The organism is Kribbella solani, assembly GCF_014205295.1.
Classification (GTDB): Bacteria; Actinomycetota; Actinomycetes; order Propionibacteriales; family Kribbellaceae; genus Kribbella; species Kribbella solani.
On record NZ_JACHNF010000001.1, the window covers coordinates 4,317,677 to 4,338,898 of the forward strand.

Annotated in this window: 14 protein-coding genes and 1 pseudogene; 5 read left to right on the top strand and 10 right to left on the bottom strand. The window is 68.3% G+C overall.

Annotated features, from left to right (window positions below; translation table 11 throughout):
* Positions 1-13: 13 nt before the first annotated feature.
* The 7 genes from HDA44_RS19615 to HDA44_RS19645 are packed head-to-tail and all read right to left on the bottom strand — an operon-like array spanning position 14 to position 10,156.
* Positions 14-244: a hypothetical protein gene (locus HDA44_RS19615; protein ID WP_184836493.1), complete on the bottom strand. Its 231-nt coding sequence runs from the start codon at positions 242-244 to the stop codon at positions 14-16.
* Positions 241-1,221: a CbiX/SirB N-terminal domain-containing protein gene (locus HDA44_RS38140; RefSeq protein WP_184836495.1), complete on the bottom strand. Its 981-nt coding sequence runs from the start codon at positions 1,219-1,221 to the stop codon at positions 241-243. Before HDA44_RS38140 ends, HDA44_RS19615 begins: the two co-directional genes overlap by 4 nt.
* Entirely contained in the window at positions 1,218-2,342 is a 1,125-nt protein-coding gene (locus HDA44_RS19625; protein WP_184836497.1) for a uroporphyrinogen-III synthase, read from the bottom strand. Before HDA44_RS19625 ends, HDA44_RS38140 begins: the two co-directional genes overlap by 4 nt.
* Positions 2,342-2,722 (bottom strand): nitrite reductase small subunit NirD, encoded by a 381-nt coding sequence (gene nirD, locus HDA44_RS19630; RefSeq protein ID WP_184836499.1) that lies wholly within the window; start codon positions 2,720-2,722, stop codon positions 2,342-2,344. Before nirD ends, HDA44_RS19625 begins: the two co-directional genes overlap by 1 nt.
* Positions 2,719-6,690, bottom strand: coding sequence for a nitrite reductase large subunit NirB (nirB, locus tag HDA44_RS19635; RefSeq protein ID WP_337906155.1), 3,972 nt, complete (start codon positions 6,688-6,690; stop codon positions 2,719-2,721). Before nirB ends, nirD begins: the two co-directional genes overlap by 4 nt.
* Positions 6,687-8,792 carry a molybdopterin-dependent oxidoreductase gene (locus HDA44_RS19640; RefSeq protein ID WP_184836501.1) on the bottom strand — a complete coding sequence of 702 codons (2,106 nt, stop codon included), beginning with the start codon at positions 8,790-8,792 and terminating at the stop codon, positions 6,687-6,689. Before HDA44_RS19640 ends, nirB begins: the two co-directional genes overlap by 4 nt.
* Positions 8,789-10,156 (bottom strand): MFS transporter, encoded by a 1,368-nt coding sequence (locus HDA44_RS19645; RefSeq protein WP_184836503.1) that lies wholly within the window; start codon positions 10,154-10,156, stop codon positions 8,789-8,791. The genes HDA44_RS19640 and HDA44_RS19645 overlap by 4 nt, the downstream gene beginning before the upstream one ends.
* A 169-nt stretch (positions 10,157-10,325) precedes the next feature.
* Here HDA44_RS19645 and HDA44_RS19650 point away from each other — a divergent pair, with 169 nt between their 5' ends.
* From HDA44_RS19650 to HDA44_RS19660, 3 genes are all read left to right on the top strand, one after another.
* Complete coding sequence (locus HDA44_RS19650) at positions 10,326-12,452, top strand: MMPL family transporter (protein ID WP_337906157.1); 2,127 nt, start codon at positions 10,326-10,328, stop codon at positions 12,450-12,452.
* Positions 12,453-12,470: 18 nt separating this feature from the next.
* Positions 12,471-12,911, top strand: a complete 441-nt coding sequence (locus HDA44_RS19655) for a YdeI/OmpD-associated family protein (protein WP_184836505.1) — start codon at positions 12,471-12,473, stop codon at positions 12,909-12,911.
* 267 nt (positions 12,912-13,178) lie between these two features.
* On the top strand, positions 13,179-14,090 hold the full coding sequence (locus HDA44_RS19660; protein ID WP_184836507.1) for an MFS transporter: 912 nt from the start codon (positions 13,179-13,181) through the stop codon (positions 14,088-14,090).
* Here HDA44_RS19660 and HDA44_RS19665 read toward each other — a convergent pair.
* A complete protein-coding gene (locus tag HDA44_RS19665) occupies positions 14,077-17,229 on the bottom strand; it encodes a helix-turn-helix transcriptional regulator (protein WP_184836509.1) in 3,153 nt (1,050 codons plus the stop codon). The genes HDA44_RS19660 and HDA44_RS19665 overlap by 14 nt on opposite strands.
* Before the next feature lie 206 nt (positions 17,230-17,435).
* On the opposite strand from HDA44_RS19665, the gene HDA44_RS19670 reads away from it, so the two are divergent.
* Positions 17,436-18,872, top strand: coding sequence for an Nramp family divalent metal transporter (locus tag HDA44_RS19670; protein WP_184836511.1), 1,437 nt, complete (start codon positions 17,436-17,438; stop codon positions 18,870-18,872).
* Between the two features lie 57 nt (positions 18,873-18,929).
* On the opposite strand, the gene HDA44_RS19675 is transcribed toward HDA44_RS19670, so the two are convergent.
* Positions 18,930-19,736 carry a nucleotidyltransferase domain-containing protein gene (locus tag HDA44_RS19675; protein ID WP_184836513.1) on the bottom strand — a complete coding sequence of 269 codons (807 nt, stop codon included), beginning with the start codon at positions 19,734-19,736 and terminating at the stop codon, positions 18,930-18,932.
* Between the two features lie 64 nt (positions 19,737-19,800).
* Positions 19,801-20,730: an SMP-30/gluconolactonase/LRE family protein gene (locus HDA44_RS19680; RefSeq protein ID WP_184836516.1), complete on the bottom strand. Its 930-nt coding sequence runs from the start codon at positions 20,728-20,730 to the stop codon at positions 19,801-19,803.
* 233 nt (positions 20,731-20,963) lie between these two features.
* On the opposite strand from HDA44_RS19680, the pseudogene HDA44_RS38945 reads away from it, so the two are divergent.
* A pseudogene (locus HDA44_RS38945) lies at positions 20,964-21,071 on the top strand (three-helix bundle dimerization domain-containing protein); the annotation flags it as partial.
* Positions 21,072-21,222: the final 151 nt, after the last annotated feature.

Below are 21,222 nucleotides of genomic sequence, written 5' to 3' on the forward strand. Positions count from 1 at the left end.
ATCGAAGAACCGGCTACGTGCGCTTGCGGCGCCCGTACACCCAGTAGGCGATCGGCGCGGCGCCGACCGAGTTCACCAGAGTGATGACGACCGCCCAGAGAGCCTTCGGGCCCTTGACCCCGGCCGCCGGCCGACGGGCCAGATCCACCAGGGCAGCCACCTTGAGTACGCCCTCGACGGCCGCGCCGATCACGATCAGCCGCTTGTACCTGGGGCTCAGGTCGGCCCACTTCTTCCCGCTCACCCCACCACGATGCGCCCCGGCGGCCGGGATCCGCAAGCACCCACGCTCACTGTGCGTACTCGCGCCAGTTGCTGTGCTTCGTCGAAGCGGTGGAGGGCGAGGGTTGCCAGGCGAGGGTCGGCGCCGAGCGGGGCGGCGACCGGGTACGGGCCGGCCAGGCGGCGGGTGCGGTCGGCGAAGAAGCCGGGCGCGAGTAGGTAGGTCGCGACGGCGAGGCGGGGGCCGGCGCCGGCGTGGCGGGGGTTGGTGTTGGCGAGGCGGGGGTTGGTGTTGGCGAGGCGGGGGTTGGTGTTGGCGAGGCGGGGGTTGGTGTTGGCGCGGTGGTGGTTGGTGTTGGCGCGGTGGGTGTTGGCGCGGGCGAGGACGGATTGGAGGGGTTCGCCGGCGCCTGAGAGGTAGCCGACGGTGACTGGGCGGTTGATGCGGGCGCTCAACAGCTTGGCGGTTTGCTCGCAGTCGCGCAGGGCGCGGGGGTCGGAGGAACCGGCAGCGGCGAGCACCACCTGCTCAACAGGCAGCTCCTGATCAACAGGCAGCTCCTGATCAACAGGCAGCCCGGCGACATCAGGCAGCTCGGTGGCATCAGGCAGCTCGGTGGCATCAGGCAGCTCGGTGGCGGGGTGCTTGATGAGGCGGGTGGTGAGGCGGTCGGCCAGGATGTCCGCGACGACTGGGTCGGGTCCAAGGGCTGGGGCGGTGTGGATGCGGTTGTGGCGGTCGGCCTCCGCAGCTATGTCGACGTACACGTGATACCCGGCACTCAGCAGCAGCGGCACCACAACTGCTTCATCAGCATCGGTGCTGATCCGGCGTACGAGAGACGGCAGCGCTGGTTCGAGCAGATCCACGAACCCCAAGGAGATCGCCAGCTCCGGCCGCTCCACCGCCATCATCCGCACCAGCTCATGCACCACCCGGATACCAGCCGGATCAGCAGTCCCATGAGCAACCGCAACCAGATCCGCCGTGGAGGTCACGTGCGTACTCCGGCCGGCTCGGTGGACAGGCGGTAACCGCGACGAACAACTGTCCGGATCAGTTCTGGCTGCCCGACTGCCGTGCGAAGCCGGTTGACTGTCACCTCTACCGCGTGGACATCCTCCGCGCCAGGGAGAACAGCCAGGAGCTCTGGCCGCGAGACCACATCACCACCTGCCGCGACCAGTGCAGCCAGTACGGCACGCGGTCCGGGACCGAGCGGGAGCACAGCACCGTCCAGCACCGCGGCCCCGCCCCGGATCACCAGTAGCCCGAACTCGGTCTCGATCGACCGCGCGTTGTCAGCCGTCAACCGGTCGGTGACGATCCGGATCAGCGCACCCAACCGGTACCGGTCCGGCACCAACGGCTCCAACCCCAACGCGACAAACGGTCCGGCGGTCACCGGTCCGACACACGCGTTCAGCACCCGCCCAGTACGCAACGCCGACACCAGTGCGTCGTACTGCCCGCCCAACGCCGCCGCGTCGAGCATCGCCTGCGCACCCGGCGCGGACGTGTGTACGACGGCATCGACCGTCCCCGCGCAGAGCTGACCGATCATCCGCTCGACCACCACCGGGTCCGGCGCCGGCCCCCATCGGTACACCTCCAGCCCGCGTACGGACGCGCCCGCCGCCCGCAGCGCGTCCTGCAGCGCCGGGTCGGACAACCCGTGCAGCTGGACGACGATCTTCCGTCCACGTACGCCCTGCGCGCGCAGCCAATCCACTACCTCGGCCGTCGTCTCGGACCGCGCCGACCAGTGCTCGACCAGCCCGGCGGCCCGGATCGCGCCGCGTGCTTTCGGGCCGCGAGCGAGGATGCGGGACTGTTCGAGCGTGCCGAGCAGCTCCGCGGCCAGTCCGGCCGTGTCGGCCGCCTCGATCCAGCCGCGGAATCCGACCGCGGTGGTGACCACGACGTCGTCCGGCGGATTCGCGATCACCCGCCGGGTCGCCTCGATCAGCGCCTGGTCGTCCGCGACCGGCACGATCTGCAACGTCGGCGCGTGCACGATCTTCGCCCCACGCCGCTCGAACGAGGCGATCAGATCCTCCGCGCGCCGATGCGCCGTGACCGCGATCGTGCAGCCGTTGAGCGGTCCGGACCTGGTCATCACCGCGACCGTACCAAACCGTTTGGTATGGCTGGTGCGGTATCACAACGTAGGACGACCACCTGCCCGTCGACCAGTTCCACCGGATACGCCGGCAGCACCACGTCCGGATCGTCCAGACACACCCCGGTCCGCAGATCGAAGACCTGCTTGAACATCGGCGACGCCACCGTCGGTACGTCGCCCCGGCTCCCGACGATCCCCCGGGCCATCACGTTCGCCCCACTGAACGGATCTTGGTTGCCGACAGCAAACACCTCCCCCGCGTGCGTACGGAACAAGGCGATCTGTACGTCCCCCAGCAACGCGGCGGCACCGCGCTCCGGCAACAGCACGTCGTACGCGCAGACCGTGGTCCGGCCAACCGCCGTGATGCTCATCCGCGAACCTCCAATCGGGGACCGGCCAGCAGGACCGGCTCGAGCTGGTCGCGCTCGGACGACGAGGCCGGGCGCGGCTGATTGCGCTCGACCACGTACCGCAGGTCGGCGTCCGGCTGATCCGGTGCGTTCACGAACGACACGAACCGTGCCAGTTTCGCCGGATCGTTCAGCGTCGCCTGCCATTCGTCCACGTACGAGTCGACGTGCAATGCCATCGCGGCATCCAGATCGGCCGCGATGCCGAGGCTGTCGTTCAGTACGACGTCGCGGACCTGATCGAGCCCGCCTTCGAGCTCCCGCATCCACACCGACGTACGCTGCAACCGGTCGCCGGTGCGAATGTAGTACATCAGGAATCGGTCAACGGCCCGGAACAGCTCTTCGTCGGTCAGGTCGGACGCGAGCAGCTCGGCGTGCCGCGGCGTCATCCCGCCGTTCCCGCCCACGTACAGGTTCCAGCCCTTCTCGGTCGCGATCACCCCGACGTCCTTGCCGCGCGCCTCGGCGCACTCCCGCGCGCACCCGGACACGCCGAGCTTCAGCTTGTGCGGCGAGCGCAGCCCGCGGTACCGCAGCTCCAATGCGATCGCCATCCCGACCGAGTCCTGCACGCCGTACCGGCACCAGGTCGACCCGACGCACGACTTCACCGTCCGCAGCGCCTTGCCGTACGCGTGTCCGGACTCGAACCCGGCATCCACCAACCGTTTCCAGATCGCCGGCAGCTGCTCGATCCGCGCGCCGAACAGATCGACCCGCTGCCCGCCGGTGATCTTCGTGTACAGCCCGAAGTCGCGCGCCACTTCGCCGATCGTGATCAGACCGGCCGGCGTGATCTCACCGCCGGGGATGCGCGGTACGATGGAGTACGTCCCGTCCTTCTGCAGATTCGCCATCACGTGGTCGTTGGTGTCCTGCAGCGCCGCGCGCTCGCCTTCGAGGACGTGACCGGCCGGGTCCAGACTGGCCAGGATCGACCCGACCACCGGCTTGCAGATGTCACAGCCGCGCCCGCTGCCGTGCCTCTCGACGATCTCGCTGAACGTCCGCAACCCGGTGACGCGGACGACGTCGAACAGCTCGGCCCGGGACAGCGTGAAGTGTTCGCACAACGCCTTGCTGACCTCGACCCCGGCCTTGCTGAGCTCGGCGTTCACGAGGTTCTTGACGATCGGCAGACAGGAACCACACGAAGACCCGGCCTTGGTCCGGCCGCACACCGACTTGAGGTCCGTGCACCCTTCGTCGCGGACCGCACACCGGATCGTCCCCGCGGACACGTTGTTGCACGAGCACACCGGCGCATCGTCGGGCAGCTCCAGCCGCACCGGCGCGGCGCCTTCCGGCAGCAGGAAGGCGGCCGGGTCCGCGCCCAGCTCCCGGCCGACCATCGGCCGCAACCCGGAGTACGCCGACGCGTCGCCGACCAGGATGCCGCCGAGCAGCGTACGGGCGTCGTCGGACAGCACCAGCTTCTTGTACACGCCGGCGACCGGATCCGCGTACACGATGTCCAACGCGCCTGCGGTGGCACCGAACGCGTCGCCGAAACTCGCCACGTCCACGCCGAGCAGCTTCAACTTGGTCGACGTGTCCGCGCCCGGGAAGGTCGCCTCGCCGCCGAGCAGCCGGTCCGCGACGATCTCGGCCATCGTGTACCCGGGCGCGATCAGGCCCCAGACCCGCCCTTCGATACAGGCGACCTCGCCGATCGCCCAGACGCCGGGGACCGACGTCCGGCAGGCCTCGTCCACCACGACGCCGCCGCGCTCGCCGAGCTGCAGACCGGCGGCGCGGCCGAGGTCGTCGCGCGGACGGACGCCGGTCGCGAACACGACCACATCGGCCGGCAGATCGGGGCCGTCGGCAACAGCCATCGCACGGGCCGCCCCCTGGGAAGTGAGTTTGACCCGCTGGCACTGGGTCGCGGTCAGTACGTCGACGTCGAGTCCTTCGATCAGCCGCGCCAGCGCGGAGCCGCCGCCCTCGTCGACCTGCAGCGGCATCAACCGTGGCGCGAACTCGACAACCTTGGTCGCGGCACCGAGCGCCCGGAGCGCGCCGGCCGCTTCCAGACCGAGTAGACCGCCGCCGACCACGACCCCGTTGACCTGCTTGCCCTCGGACCTGAGACGCTCCACGTACACACGGAGTGCTGCTACGTCATCAACGGTCCGGTAGACGAAACAGCCTTGTGCGTCGTTGTTCTTGACCGGTGGGATGAAGGCGGACGAGCCTGTGGCCAGTACCAGTTCGTCGTACGCGACCTGTTCACCGCGGGCCGTGGTGACTGTTTTGGCGGTGGTGTCGATCGCGGCGACCTGGACGCCCTTGCGGAGGTTGACCGCCGGGTCGTTCCACAGGTCGGGGTCGCCGAGGGACAGGTCCTGTGGGTCGCGACCGGAGAAGTAACTGGTCAGTGCGACCCGGTCGTACGGCAGCCGCGGCTCCTCGGCGAACACCGTGATCCGATGGCTGGTACTGGTGTCGCGCTGGCGGAGGGCCTCTACCAGCCGGTGGGCGACCATGCCACCGCCGACCACCACCACGTGCCTGGCCTTGCTGAGCTCTGCCATCGTCGCCCTCCTGCTGCTCGGGACTGGTTCGGTCTCGCCACGCCGGAGGCGGTCGAGCAGTTCACCGACGGCGCCGGTGCAACTGCCGCACCCGGTCGTCGCCCGGGTGGTGGCGGCGATGCCGTCGACGCTGTCGGCACCCCCACGCCAGGCCGCCTCGATCGCGGCCCTGGTGACCCCGTTGCACCTGCACACGGTCCCCACTCGCTTCGTCGGTACGACCGGCGGCGCAAGCAGCCCGTCCGCGACAACCGGGGTCCCCCGGTCCGCCAGCAGCACCAGCTCGGCCGCTACGTCCGGTGCGCCTACTACGACCGCTGACTTCACCACACCGTCCCGCAGCACGGCCCGTACGTACCGGTGCTCGTCCTCGAGCCGCACTACTTCCCCGGCCTCGTCCTGTGCGCCCAGCACCAACACGTCCATCCCACCTGCTGTAACGCGAACCACCTCGACCACCGGCACCGGTGTGGGCAACTCAGCGGTCGGAGCGGGCTGGTTGACGGTCAGCTTCGGCTGGTTGCCGGTCGGCGTGGGCTTGGTAGTCAGCGTGGGCTTGGTGGTCGGCGTGGGCTTGGTGGTCGGCGTGGGCTCGGTGGTCAGCGTGGTTGCCAGGGCTTCGGCGTGGGACCAGGCTGCAGCGACTGTCCCGGTCCGGCGACCACCTACTTCGGCGCAGTCGCCTATCGCATGCACTCGCGGGTCATCCGGACTGGTAAGTGTTTCGTCCACCACAATGCCGTCGCGGACAGTCAGACCATCCGCCAAACCAGTCCGCGCTCGTACGCCACATGCGACGACCAGCAGCTCCCCGTACACCTGTCGCCTGTTCTTCAGCTCAGTGTTGAGCAGTACCTCCACGCCGAGCTGCCGGACTGCCCGGGTCACTCGCCGCCCGGCGGAAGCCCGGATCGTCTTGTCCAGCAGGGTTTCCCCGTCATGTACCAGCGTCACCGCGACACCACGCTCTCGCAGCGCGCAAGCAGTCTCGACTCCCAGTACGCCGCCGCCAAGCACTACAGCTCGCCGTACCTGCTTGACGGCAGCGACGATCGCCTGTGCATCCGCTGCGGACCGCAGTACACACATCCCATCCGCCGCGACCAGCTCGGCGGGTACTACTGGCGCGGCGCCGGTCGCGAAGACCAGGTGGTCGTACAGATGCTCACGGCCGTCCGCATCGGTCACCACCTGTCGTACGCGGTCCACTGCAACCGCAAACGCGACCGGCTCATCTCCTAGTACCACCTCGCTCCGGCCGGCGATGTACTCGGTCAGCCGACTCCGGTTGTACGACGGCTCGTCGCCAAGCACAGTCACCTCGTACGAGGGCAGCAACGAAGCCAACCGCCGGCCGGCCATGCCACCGCCGATGATCACCACCTTCACGCGGACACCTCCGCCACCGGCAGACTCGCCGCACTGACCTGCACCGCGCAGGCCTTGAACTCCGGCATCCCCGACACCGGGTCCAGTACGTCGTTGGTCAGCTCGTTGACCGCGCCGACTCCACCGAAGTGGAACGGCACAAACACCGTGTCCGGGCGTACGTCAGTAGTGACCCGCGCAGGCAGCACCATCGAGCCACGCGCCGTACGCAACCGCACCGGGCGACCGTCCGCGATCCCCAGCTGTGCCGCGACCCGCGGATGCAGCTCGGCGAACACCTCCGGCTCCGCCTCCACCAGCTCCGGCACCCGACGCGTCTGCGCCCCACTCTGGTAGTGCTGCAGCAGCCGCCCGGTCACCAAGTACATCGGCGCACCCGCGTTGAGATCATCCGCCACCGGCCGGTGATCGACCGGAACCACCTGCGCTCGCCCGTCCGGCGTAGCGAACCGATCCGCGAACAGGCGCGGCGTACCTGGATGCTCTACGTGCGGCACCGGCCAGAACAGCGCCTCACCGGCGTCCAGCCGATCCCAGGTGATCCCCGAGTAGTCCGCCCGCCCACCAGCACTCGCCAGCCTGAGCTCCTCGAACACCTCCTGCGGGTCTTTCGAGAAGCCCGCCACCCCTAGCCGATCCGCCAGCCCAGCGAACACCGCGAGATCACTGCGTACCTGGCCGGGCGCTGCTACTGCGGTACGACGCCGCAGCACCCGCCCTTCGAGCGATGTCATCGTGCCGTCTTCTTCAGCCCATTGCGTCACCGGAAAGACCACATCCGCGAGTAGCGCGGTCTCCGACGGTACGACGTCAGCCACCACCAGGAGGTCCAGTGCAGCCAGCCGATCCCGTACCGATGCGAGGTGTGGCGCGGACACGAGTAGGTTGCTCCCGTGTACAAGCAGCGCCTTCGGGCCGGCGTCCGTGCCTAGGGAGTTGATCAGCTCGACCGCACTCTTCCCAGGGCCAGGCAGGTCCTCCGGGCGTACGCCCCAAACCCCTGCCACGTAAGCACGTGCGGCCGGGTCCGAGATGCTCCGGTAACCAGGGAGCTGATCGGCCTTCTGACCATGCTCCCGACCGCCCTGACCGTTCCCCTGCCCGGTGATGCACCCGTACCCGCTGCCGAGCCGCCCCGGGAGGCCTAGCGCCAGTGCGAGGTTGATGCAGGCAGTGACCGTGTCGGTGCCCTTGCTGTGCTGCTCTGCACCACGTCCGGTCAGGATGAACGCACCAGCGCCGCCGTGCACCGGAGCGGCCGCCGCCAAGACCCGTGCGGCCCGGCGGATCGTTGCTGCGGGTACACCGGTCACCCGCTCCGCCCGCTCGGGCCACCAGGCGGCTGTGGACCGGATCAGTGCATCCGGATCATCGGTACGCTCCCGCAAGTACGCGGTGTCGGCCAGGCCCTCCTGCAACACCACATGAGTGAGTGAAAGCACCAGCGCCAGGTCCGTACCCGGCGTCGCCTGCAGGTGGAGCGCACCGGACAGTGCCGCTGTCGCCGAGCGGCGCGGGTCGACGACCAGCAGCCCGCCTGCGTCCCGTGCACTCTGCAGATGCGCTACGGCCGGCGGCATCGTGTCGGCGAGGTTGCTACCAACGAGCAGCACCGCACCGGCACCACCCAAGTCCGCCAGCGGGAACGGCAGGCCCCGGTCGATGCCGAACGCCCTGTTCGTCGCAGCCGCCGCCGACGACATACAGAACCGTCCGTTGTAGTCCACATTCGCCGTACGCAACGCCACCCGCGCGAACTTGCCGAGCGCGTACGCCTTCTCGTTGGTCAGTCCACCACCACCGAACACCGCCACCGAATCACGCCCGTACGCCAACTGCAGCGACCGAATCCGATCAGCTACGAAGTCCAGTGCGGTGTCCCAGCTCGCCTCCACCAGTACGCCGTCAGCGTTGCGGACCAGCGGCGTGGTGAGCCGGTCCGGCGCTGTCAGTACGTCAGGAGCTGTCCAGCCTTTGCGGCACAGTCCGCCTTGATTGGTGGGGAAGTCGCGCGGCCGTACCTGCAACGCCCCTGGCTGCTCAACCAGGTGCGTTGCGCACTGCAGCGCGCAGTACGGACAGTGCGTGGCTACTGGAGTCACACGCGCTCCCGGCTGAGCGGGCCACCCTTGCGCAGGTAGCAGAAGTACGTGACGAGCAGACAGAGCACGTAGAAGCCACAGAAGACGTACAGCGCCGGGATCAGTGAACCGAAGTGGCTGGTGGACATCGCGAACCCACGCGGCACCAGGAAACCGCCGTACGCGCCGACCGCCGACGCGATCCCGATGCACGCCGCCGCCTCCCGCCGCGCCCGGCCCGGGTCGTCCGGCGTGGTGAGCCGGAAAACAGCCGGGATCATCCGGTACGTCGACCCGTTCGCGATCCCGCTGGCGACGAACAGGACCAGAAAACTGCCCAGGAACGCCGCGAAGCTCTCCGCCTTCAGCGCGAAAACGGCGGACAGGATGCCGAGACCCATCACCACGAACGAGCACACCGTCACCCACGCGCCGCCGACCCGGTCGGCCAGCTTGCCGCCGAACGGCCGCGCGACCGACCCGACCAGCGCCCCGAGGAAGGCGTAGTGCGCCGGCGTGACGTCCACGAAGGTGGTCTTGATCAGCAGCGGAAACGCCGCGCCGAACCCGATGAACGAGCCGAACGTGCCGATGTACAGGAACGAGATCACCCAGGTGTGCGGCCGCTTCGCCGCCGCGATCGACGTGCGGAACGACGAGTTCGCCACCGACAGGTTCGCCATCGCCTTCCAGGCCCAGACCGCGGCCAGCGCGATCAGCGGCAGCCACATCAAGCCGGCCCGGTTCAGCGTCAGACCGGCCCCGGCGACGACGATGATCGGTACCAGCAATTGCACGACGGCGACACCGAGGTTCCCGCCGGCCGCGTTCACGCCGAGCGCGAAGCCCTTCTCCTTCTCCGGGTAGAAGAAGGAGATGTTGGTCATGCTGCTGGCGAAGTTGCCGCCGCCGACGCCAGCCGTCGCCGCGACCAGCGCCATCAGCCAGAACGGGGTGGCCGGCTGCGTCATGAAGTACGACAGCCCGACCGTCGGTACGAGCAGCAGCAACGCGGAAACCACCGTCCAGTTCCGCCCACCGAAGCGCGGTACGGCGAACGTGTACGGCAGCCGCAGCGTCGCGCCGACCAGACTCGGCAACGCGACCAGCCAGAACAACTGGTCGGTGCTGTAGGTGAAACCGGCTTTCGGCATCGACACCACGACGATGCTCCACAGCTGCCAGACCGAGAAGCCGAGGAACTCGGCGAAGATCGACGGCCACAGGTTCCGGCGCGCGACCGCCCGGCCCTTACCGGCCCAGAAAGCGCTGTCCTCCGGATCCCAGACGTCGATCCAGCGCCCGCGCCGCGGCGCCTCGACCGTACCGACCGCGCCGCTGCCGTCGCGGTGCGCGACGGCGGCCTGTCCTGCCTCGAGCGTCATCGCAAGTCTCCGATCATCCGGCCCCACTGATTAGGCCTGGAACGTATGACCGGGGTGTTTCCGCGTAGTCATCTTGTTGTTACGCCGCCGAAACGGCTCCCGCACACCGGTCGCGGATGAGTGAGAGATCAACCGGTAGTGTCGTCGTACCGACGGCGAGGGGACGATCGTGAAGCGGTGGATGTGGCGGACGGGGATCGCCGCGGTACTGATCATCTGGCTGGTGCTCGGCTCGCTCGGCGGCCCGGCCGTCGGCAAACTGAGCGAGGTCCAGCAGAACGACAACGCCAACTTCCTGCCGAAACAGGCCGAGTCGACCCAGGTCGCGAACGAGGGGGCCAAGTTCACCGACTCCAAGACCCTGCCGTACTTCGTCCTGGTCGAGCGTGACTCCGGGATTACCGCCGCGGACCGGGCCAAGGTCGCCGCGTTCGTCGCGAAGATCCCGGCGCTGGACCTCGGCGCCGGCAAGAAGCTCAGCGACTACCTGGTCGCGCCGATCGGTCCGCCGGTGCCGTCAAAGGACGGGAAGGCGTTGCTGATCACCGTACAAACCAACAGCGACCGCGCCGACGAGGTGATCAAGCAAGGCGAGACCGCGCTGTACGCCGTCGCGGACTCATTGCGCACCGACATCAAACAGGACCTCACCCCGACCGGACTCCAGGTGTACGTGACCGGTCCTGGCGGTGTGTTCGCCGACTTCGTGGTCGCGTTCAGCGGGATCGACGGCATCCTGCTCGGCGTCGCGCTGGCCGTGGTGTTCGTGATTCTGCTGATCGTGTACCGGAGCCCGATCCTGCCGATCGCCGTCCTGCTCACCGCCGTGTTCGGGCTCGCGCTCGCCGCCCTGGTGGTGTACCCGCTGGCGAAGCACGGCGTGCTCCAGCTGAACGGGCAGAGCCAGGGCATCCTCTTCATCCTCGTCGTTGGCGCGTCCACCGATTACGCGCTGCTGCTCGTCTCCCGTTACAAAGAGGAACTGCACGACTACGAGAGCAAGTACCAGGCGATGCGGGTCGCTTGGCGGGCATCGATCGAGCCGATCGCGGCCAGCGCGGCGACCGTCATCCTCGGTCTGCTCTGCCTGCTGCTCTCCCAACTCGGCAGTACGAAGGGCCTCGGACCGGTCGGCGCACTTGGTATCGCCGGAGCATTCGTCGCGGCGATGACGTTCCTGCCGGCGATCCTGCTCGCGTTCGGGCGACGGATCTTCTGGCCGGCGATCCCGCGCCTCGACCACGTACACACCCGCGACCAGGTCGGCGGCCGGCGGCTCTGGGGCCGCATCTCCGGTCTCGTCGGGCGACGCGCCCGCCGGGTCTGGGTCGTGACCGCGCTGGCGTTGCTGGCCTGCGCCGCGTTCCTGCCGACCTTCAAGGCCAGCGGTACGTCGCAGGAGGACCTGTTCCTGAACAAGGTCGAATCGGTCACCGGGCAGGAGCAACTCGGCAAACACTTCGACGCCGGCGCTGGTACGCCGGTGGAGATCCTCACACCGGTCGCAAAGGCCGACCAGGTCGTACAGACCGCGACGAAGGTGAACGGGGTCGGCGCAGCGTCCGCTTCGGCGGCTCCCGGCGTACCGCCGAAGGTTGTCGACGGCAAGGTTCTCGTCCAGGCCACCCTGACCGTACCGGCCGACTCACCAGACGCCACGCAAGTGGTCAAACACCTGCGATCCGAGCTCGACAAGGTCAGTCCGGACATCCTGGTCGGCGGCAACACCGCGATCAACCTCGACGTACTGGACGCGTCGCAACGCGATCTGCGCGTCATCATCCCGACCATTCTCGCGGTCATCTTCGTCGTACTCATGCTGCTGCTGCGCTCGCTCGTCGCCGCCGTACTCCTGGTGATTGCCAACGTGCTGTCCTTCGGCGCCACCATCGGCGTCAGCGCACTGGTCTTCAACCACCTCTTCGACTTCCCCGGCGCCGACCCAGGCATCCCGCTCTACGCCTTCGTCTTCCTGGTTGCCCTGGGCATCGACTACTCGATCTTCCTGATGACCCGGGTCCGCGAGGAATCCCACACCGAAGGCACCAGACCCGGCATCCTGATCGGCCTCGCCGTCACCGGCGGCGTCATCACCTCCGCCGGCGTCGTACTCGCCGCCACCTTCTCCGCGCTGGCCGTCCTCCCGATCCTGTTCCTGGCCCAGATCGCCTTCATGGTCGCCTTCGGCGTCCTCCTCGACACCACAGTCGTCCGCTCCCTGCTGGCCCCCTCCCTCGCCCACGACCTGGGCCGAAGAGTCTGGTGGCCCAGCAAACTCAGCCGAGCCGGCGACTAGGCACCCTATTCTCGATGGATGGAGACATTTCAGGGCACCATCGAGGTCAGTGACAGTGGCGGGGCGTGGGTCGAGGTTCCGGGCGAGGTGATCGCGGCGCTCGGCGGTGGCGGGCGGATCGCGGTACGAGCCACGTTCGACGGAATCGAGTACCGCGGGTCGATCGCCTCCATGGGTGGATGTATGGCGCTCGGAGTACTGAAGAGCATCCGGAGCCAACTGGGCAAGGCCGGCGGCGATCCCGTGACGGTCACCGTGGAGTTGGACGGCGACGCCCGGACCATCGACGTACCCGACGACCTCGCCGCGGCCCTGTCCACCGCCGGCACCCGCGAGACCTTCGACAACCTGAGCTACAGCCACCGCCGCGAACACGTAAACGCAATCAACGCCGCCAAGAAGCCAGAAACCCGCGAACGCCGCATCACCAAGCTGGTAGAGACACTGACCAGTTCTTGAGCCTTCAGCCCGTCCGGCGTACCTAAGAACAGGTAGTGGTCACCCCCCGAAACCTCCCCTAGGCGCAACCACCCGACGAAACCGTCCATAATTCAGACCACTACCTGTCCTTAGGTACATGAGAGCGGTTCGACGGAACGCGGCCGGGCGGGTTGTTTCGTTGGTTGGTAGTTCGATGGGTCCGGTGGCGCTGGCGTTTGCGGTGTTGGAGGCGGGTAGCCCGGGTGGGCTCGGTGTCGTGCTGGCCGCGCGGATGGTTCCGATGTTGTGCTTCTTGTCACGCACAACTACAACCTGCTGCTGATCGGCGTGCTGAGCGCCGCGAACGGTGTGCTGGATGCGTTCACCTCGCCGGCACTTCGCGGACTGGTGCCGGAGCTTGTCCCGGTGGACCAGTTGCGCAAGGCAAACGCGCTCGTCAGTTCAGTGCGGAACGGGACCAAGATCGTCGGCCCGGCGCTCGCCGGCGTACTGGTCGCCACGGTCGGAAGCGGCACGGCGATCGCCATCGACGCCGTCAGTTATGTACTCGCGGCAGCGCTCCTCGGACGGCTGCACGTGTCGACGTCAATCGCACCGCGGCGGCCGGGTGTACTGGCTGAGGTCCGGCGCGGCTGGAAGGAGTTCCGGCGTATCCGCTGGGTGTGGGCGGTGACCGTATCGTCCGCGCTGATGAACCTTGCCCAGGTCGGTGTCTGGCAAGTCCTCGGTCCGGAGCTGACCGGTCAGTCCGAATTGTGGGGCGCTGTACTGAGCGTACGCGGCGCCGGTCTGCTCGTGATGAGCGCGCTGATGTACCGGTTGGTCATCCGGCGTCTCCTGGCTACCGGACAGCTGTTGAGTGCGCTCGGCGCGCTCCCCCTCTTTGCGCTCGGTTTCGGTGTGCAACCGGGTTGGTTGCTGATCGCGGCGTTCGTGGCCGGCGTCGGGTTCTCGATCTCGGGTGTCGCATGGGAGACGTCGTTGCAGGAACACGTCGACCGGGGGATGCTTTCCAGGATCTCGTCCATCGACGAGTTGCTGTCATTCGTGGCGATTCCGGTCGGGATGGTGGTGGTTGGGCCGTTGGCGGCAGTGTTCGGGGCCGGGCGGGTCGCGGTGGTTGCCGGGGGCTGCTATCTGTTCGCGGCTTGGAGTTCGCTGCTTTCCAAGGAGGTTCGTGGGCTCAGGGGCGTTTGAGGTTTGCGAGTTCGGTGCGGTTGGCAACTGAAAGTTTGGTGTAGATGTGGGCGAGGTGGGTTTTGACGGTGCCTCGGCTCATGAAGAGGCGGTCGGCTATTTGGGGGTTGGTCAGGCCTTCAACAGCTAGGTCCGCGACCTGGTGTTCGGTGGGGGTGAGGCTGGGCCAGCCAGAGGACGGGCGGCCGCGGGTGCCCCGGGCCCGGCGAGCGTAAGCGACCGCCTCGTCGAGCGAGAGCACCGGCACTGCGAGCGGCGGAGCGGGCGCCAGGGGCGGAGCGGACGTCACGGGTGAGGCGGAGGTCACGGGCGGAGCGGATGACAGAGGCGGAGCGGATGTGACGGGCGGAGCGGATGTCAGGGGCGGAGCGGATACAAGGGGCGGGGTGGCGGTGGGGCTGGGGAGGCGTAGGGTTCGGCGGGCCTCGCTTGCGGCGATCGACAGGCGGCTGGCGTCGGTTGGGCGGTTGGTGTGATCCGCCAGCAAGGCGAGTGACTCCAGGCTGTCGATCAGGTACGTGCGCAACCCATGCTCCACCCGGATGGTGAGTGCCTGGTGGAGAAGGTCCGCCGCGTGATCCGGCTGCTCCTTGATGGCAGCACGGCCCTGCTGGTCGAGGGCGTCGGCGAGGATGCGCGGCAGGTCGTACCGGCGGGCTTGTTCGACGGCGCGTTCGAGTAGTTCGGCTGCTTCGCTCGTACGCCCGGTGGCCTGCAGCGCGGCGGCGACGGTCGGCATCAGCATGGTGGGTGCGAAGGTCCCCGCGAGCGGGCTGTCCGGCGCGGTGTCGCGGGCCATCCACTCGATCGCGGTGTCGTACTCCCCGTCCCAGAAGGCGATCAGCCCCATCACCTGACCGAGGTTGGGTACGACTGCCCCGGCCGTCTCCGCCAGCTCGAGCAACGGGCGCATCAGCTCGCGGGCATCGTCGAGCCGGCCGACGCGTGCGAGCACCGTCGCCAGCTGACCACGTGCCACCCCGACGCGATGGAAGTCGGCAAGCGGTTCCGCAGCGGCGAGTGCCCGCTCGGCGGTCGCGACTGCCTCCTGCGGCGAGCCGGTGCTCAGCAGGCTCTCCGACCACACCGTCAGCACGGTCGACGCGATGCCGCGCTCGCCGCTCGTGACCAGGCCTTCCGCGACCAGATCGAGCAACGGCCGCAGCTCGTCGTGCCGGTCGCGAAGCGCGAGGAGTACGCATTGCAAGGCGAGGTTCGCGTTCCGGGCCGGTTCGTCGCCGATGCCCGCTGCCAACCGCCGGCCTTCGGCCGTCAGCTCCCACGCCTTGCCGAAGTCGGTGAAGAACTCGCCGACCGCGACCAGCGCGAGAAACAGTGATCGCAGTCGACCATCACCCAGCTCGGTCGCGAGCTCGAGTCCGCGACCGGCCGCGTCGTACCCGAACGGATCGACGGTGTCCGCGACCGTCGCGTACCCGTACAGCAAACGGGCCTGCAGCAACGATCGGTCAGTTGGCGCGCGTTCGATCGCCCGGCGCAGGTACCCGATGCCTTCGTTGCCGGTCGCTTGCAGGTTCCACAACCAGCGCAGCGCCGCCGCCAACCGCCGGCCGCGCTCGGGATCGGCCGCCGCCAGACCGTGTTCGAGAGCGGCGCGGAAGTTCTCCCGGTCCGGCTCGATCAGGCCGCGCCAGGCGTCACGATCCTTGTCCAGCAAGGGTTCCGTGGCCTCGGCGACCCGCAGGTAGTGGTCGAGGTGCCGGTCCCGCGCCGGGCCAGGATCGGTCAGCCGCGTACCGGCGTACTCGCGGATCGTCTCCAGCAACCGGTACCGGCCACCCTCCGCCACCACAAGCGATTTGTCGACAAGCCGCGCGAGGACATCGCGTACGCCGCCGCAGACCGCCGTCGCTGCTTCCAGCGTGAATCCGCCGGCGAAGACCGATAGCTGCCGGAAGACCGCGCGCTCGTCGGCGGCGAGGAGATCGTGACTCCAGTCGATCGACGCGGCCAGGGTCTGCTGCCGGGCCGCGACGCCGCGAACGTTCCTGGTCAGCAGGCCGAACCGGTCATTCAGGCCGGCCTCGATCTGCTCCGGGGTGAGCGTACGCACCCACGCTGCCGCCAACTCCAGCGCGAGCGGCGTACCGTCCAAGCGGACACAGATCGAACGAATCGCCTGCTCTGATTGGGGAAACTCCACGCGGGCACGTTCGAGGAACAAGGCGCGGGCCTCGTCCGGAGCGAGGGCGGGTACGCGCCAGATCGCCTCGCCGGGGAGGTCCAGTGGTTCGCGGCTCGTTGCCAGTACGGAGATCTCGGGGCAGCCGGTTTGCAGCGCGAGCACGAACTCCGCGACGCCGTCAACGATCTGCTCGCAGTTGTCCAGGCAGATCAGGGCGCGGTACGTACGCAGCTGGCCGAACAGCAGGCGGTCGCCGGGCTCGACGAGCAGACCGATGGCGGCGGCGACTGCTTCCGGGAGTTGGGCGCTGTCGGTGATACCGGAGAGGTCGACCCACCAGACGCCGTCGGGCCAGCGTTCAGCCAGTTGGGCGGCAGTCTGGGCGGCGAGGCGGGTCTTGCCGCTGCCGCCCGGGCCGGTCAAGGTGACGAGGCGGTTGGCGGAAAGTTGGGTACGGAGGGCCGCGACCTGGGTCTGGCGGCCGACGAAGCTGGTGAACATCACCGGTAGGTTGTTCGGAACACCGTCGAGCGAACGCAACGGTTCGGCGGTCGCGGTCAGCTCGAAGATCCGCTCCGGGGAGCCCAGGTCCCGCAGCCGGTGCACACCGAGATCGGACCTCGCCGGAACGGCTTCCGGGTCGCCGGCCTCCTTGAGGGCGGCGGTTGTGGTTGCGGTGAGCAACGTTTGGCCGGGGTTCGCGACCGCCAGCAGGTGTTCGGCGTGGCGGATCGCGAGGGTCGCCGTCGGCGCGGTGTGTAGCGCGATTCGCAGCAGTTCGCCGGCCGGTACCTCGGATGCTGCCGTACGAAGCTCCCGCGCCGCGCCGATCGCGGCCACCGGGTCGTCGAAGACGAGAACCGGCCGACCAGCTTCCAGCAGCTCGCCCGGCAACTCCGCCAACAGGCCGGCCAGCCGCGCGTATGCCGGCGCACTCGCCGCCCCGGCATACGCCGCCACCAGCACCGTCACGCCACCCACGTCATCACCCAACCCGCGTCATCACCCAACCCGCGTCATCACCCAACTCGCGCACCCCGCTCACGCCACCACCCGATCCAACCCGCGCACCCGGCCCACGTCGCGTACCTGGTACACCCCGCCTATGCGCGTCAGTGTGCCACTCGCCGGTGTGGGGTCGCCGTTGTCGACTGTATTCGCTACCCTCCGGGGCAGGGGGTCGAGGAAGTGAGGAGCCGATGGCAGACACCGCACAAACCGACCACGGACGATTCGCACTGCCCACGAAGAACCTGCCCGCGCCGCAGGTTCGCGACCTGCCCGAGCCACCCAGCAGCACCTGGAAGATCATCGGCCCCGGCATGGTCGGCGCCGGCGTCGGCCTGGCCTCGGGTGAGTTCATCCTCTGGCCGTACATCTCCAGCCAGGTCGGCCTGGTGTTCCTCTGGGGCGCCGTCGTCGGCGTCGTGATCCAGTGGTTCCTGAACATGGAGATCGAGCGGTACACGCTGGCCACCGGCGAGACAGCGCTGACCGGCTTCAACCGGTACGGGAAGCACTGGGGACTGTTCTTCGCGATCATGACGTACTTCGCGAACCTCTGGCCCGGCTGGGCGACGAGCTCGGCGAGCATGCTGACCTACCTGTTCGGCGGCGGCGACCCGCGCTGGATCGCGATCGGCATGCTGCTGCTGATCGGCGCGATCCTGACCCTCGCCCCGGTCGTGTACGTGATGCTGGAGCGGCTGATCGCGGTGAAGATCGCGGCCGTCGCGCTGCTCGTCATTCTCGCGCTGGTGTTCGCGATCCGCGGCAAGACGTACGGCGCGCTCGGTGACGCGGTGACGAATCCGCAATTTCCCGCGGAACAGCTCGGTTTCGCGCTGGTGATGGGCGCGATCGCGTACGCGGGTGCCGGCGGCGGCCAGAACCTGGTGCAGAGCAACTGGATCCGGGACAAAGGGTTCGGCATGGGCGTGCACGTGCCGCGGCTGACCTCGCCGGTGACCGGTGAGACCGAGGCCGATCCGACCGCGAACGGCTACACGTTCACGCCCGACGACGCCAACCTGGCCCGCTGGAAGCGCTGGTGGAAGTTCGCGAACATCGAGCAGGCGGCGACCTTCGTCGCGATCACCGTGCTGACGATCGCGTTCACCTCCATGCTTGCCCACGCCACCTTGTTCGGCGACCCGAACGTCAAGAACAACATCGGCTTCCTGAAGATCGAGGGCACGACGCTGCAGTCCCTGGTCGGCGGGTGGTTCGGTTACCTGTTCTGGGCGATCGGCGCGTTCTCGCTGTTCGCCGCGGCCGCCGGGATCGTCGACTACACGTCCCGGCTGACCTCCGACATGATCAAGGCCCGGTACCTGCGGACGTCCCGCGTCACCGAGTCCAAGCTGTACTTCTGGCTGGTCTGGGGGCTGGTTGCCTTCGGCATCATCGTCCTGCTCGCCGGGGTCACCCAGCCCCTCGTCCTGCTCGTCATCTCCGCCTGCACCGCGGGCACGATGATGTTCGTCTACTCAGGTCTGCTCTGGTGGATGAACTCCCGGGCGCTCCCGCACGCGATCCGGATCCCGGCCTGGCGCTCGGCCGTGCTCTGGTTCGCGTTCCTGGCCTTCGGCTGCCTGGCCGTCTTCACCATCATCGACCAACTGAAGAAGCTGTAGGCGTCGCCGACACTGCCCGGCCCTGGCGCAAACCGCTCAGGGCCGGGTTGGAGCTGTTCAGGGCTGCGGTGTGGCTGCCTGTAGGTACGCGACCGTGGCGTTCTCGGCGTCCGTGCGTCGCGTGATCGACGCACCGGCGCGGTCGCGGACCGTGCGGTACACGTCGACCGACGCGTTCAGCGCGCGCAGGCAGTCGGCCTGGTCGGCGGTCGCGACCGTCGCGCGCAGTTCCGGTACGAGCTCCGGAACCAGCGTTTCGAGGCGGCGTACGCCGGCCGGGCGGGACGTACGCCCGTACCCGGCGAGTGGTGCGATCGCGGCCGATCGGATCATGCCAAGGGCATCGATCGCCTCGAACAGTTCGCCGCGCTGGATCTTGACGGCGACGTAATGCACCCACACCCAGATCCGGTCCTCGATCCACTGCGGATCGACCTGCGGCCACCGCGCGGCCGACTCCTTGAACACCCGGTCGACACCGTCGTCGCGCTGCCACAGTACGACGCCGTCCTCGACGCGATCGTGCAGCTCGTCCATCGTGACGAACTTCAGATCCACATGCGCCAACGGCGGGCCGTACAGCGCGATCAGCAGCCGCGGTTCGCCGACGTGCTCACCGGTGAAGCCGGCCAGCAACTTCCCGGCTCGCCCGGCAAACTCCTTGGCCTCCGCGAGGCACCCCGCCTGTCCTTCCGGTGTGCACACCAGCACCAGATCGAGATCCGAGTACTCGTCGCCGGTGCCGGTCGCGACCGAGCCACCGGCGATGACGGCAACGATCCGCGGATCCCGCTCGGCCTCGGCCAGCACGCTGTCCGCCAGTCCCCGCAGGTGCTCCGGCACCTGAACGCCGACCATGTTCATACATCCTCCTTGGATCAGGTCAGCAGGCCAGCGTCGCACATCAGGTGCTCCGAAAGCGAACGAGTTACCGGCGCGGGCCGTACGCCTCGGGGGCGCCGTTGGCGGTGGTGAAGAGCGAATAGACGGAAGTGGTCGCGGTGAGGAACAGGCGGTTGCGTTTCGGGCCGCCCCAGGTGAGATTGCTGACGGTTTCGGGGACGAGCAGCTTGCCCAGCAAGGTGCCGTCCGGGTGGTACACGTGCACGCCGTCGGCGGCCGACGCCCACACCCGGCCCTGGGTGTCGAGCCGGATACCGTCGAAGAGACCGTTGCCGCACTCGGCGAACAACTCGCCGCCGCTCAGCCGGTCGCCGTCGACGGTGAAGACGCGGATCGTCGCCTCGGCGGAATCGGTGATGTAGAGCAACGATTCGTCCAGCGAGAAGGCAAGACCGTTCGGGCGGTTGAAGTCGTCCGCGACGCGGGTCAGCCGGCCGTCCGGCGAAACTCGGTAGACGTGGCAACCACCGGTCTCGATCTCGCCTTGGTACCCCTCGTAGTCGGAGTCGATCCCGTACGCCGGGTCGGTGAACCAGACCGAGCCGTCGCGCTTCACCACGACATCGTTCGGGCTGTTCAGCCGCTTGCCGTCGTACTCGTGGGCGAGCACGGTGATGCCGCCATGGTGCTCGGTCCTGGTCACGCGGCGGTTGCCGTGCTCACAGCTGATCAGGCGGCCCTCGGTGTCGCGGGTATGGCCGTTCGTGTTCCCGGCCGGCTGGCGGAAGACCGAGACCTGGTACGACGTCTCGTCCCAGCGCAGGATGCGGTCGTTCGGGATGTCGCTCCAGAGCAGGTACCGGCCGGCCGGTGAGTACACCGGACCCTCGAGCCAGCGCCCGCCGGTCCACAACCGCTCCAGCCGGCTGTCACCGTGGACCCCGTCGAATCGGTCGTCGAGCTTCTCCCAGACCGCGGGTGCGGTTCCGGCCAACGGCTCGGGAATTCCCGTCATCACGACTCCTCGCGAACTCGGCTGCACGCTTTCCCGCCGAGCCTATGTGTTCACCGTTGAACTCGCCTCGGTTGGACCTCTGGGTACGGGAAGATGTGCGCGGCGCCGCAACGGGGGCGCTGAGTACGGCGCCTCAAGTGATCGTGATGTGGAGACATCCCCTTGAAGCTTGACACCGTTCGTGAACAGAAGGCGATCGAGAACCTGACCAACAGGCTGACCGAACCTTTGCCGACCTACATACTCCCGAAGACATCGAAACCGCGATCCGCACCGCCCAGAACACCTTCGAGGGCGATCCGGTCCGCGACTACGTACCGATCCTGATCGAACGCATAGTCCGTGCGGAGCTCGCTCCCAAACCCACCCAGGAAACCCCCGAAGCCCGAAAAGCCAAGTGGACCAGACCGGCCGTCACACTGGGGGCAGGTGACGGACAGAGTGAGTCGGGCGGCACCGCACTCCCCGAGGCGCATGCACAGCGCGCTGATG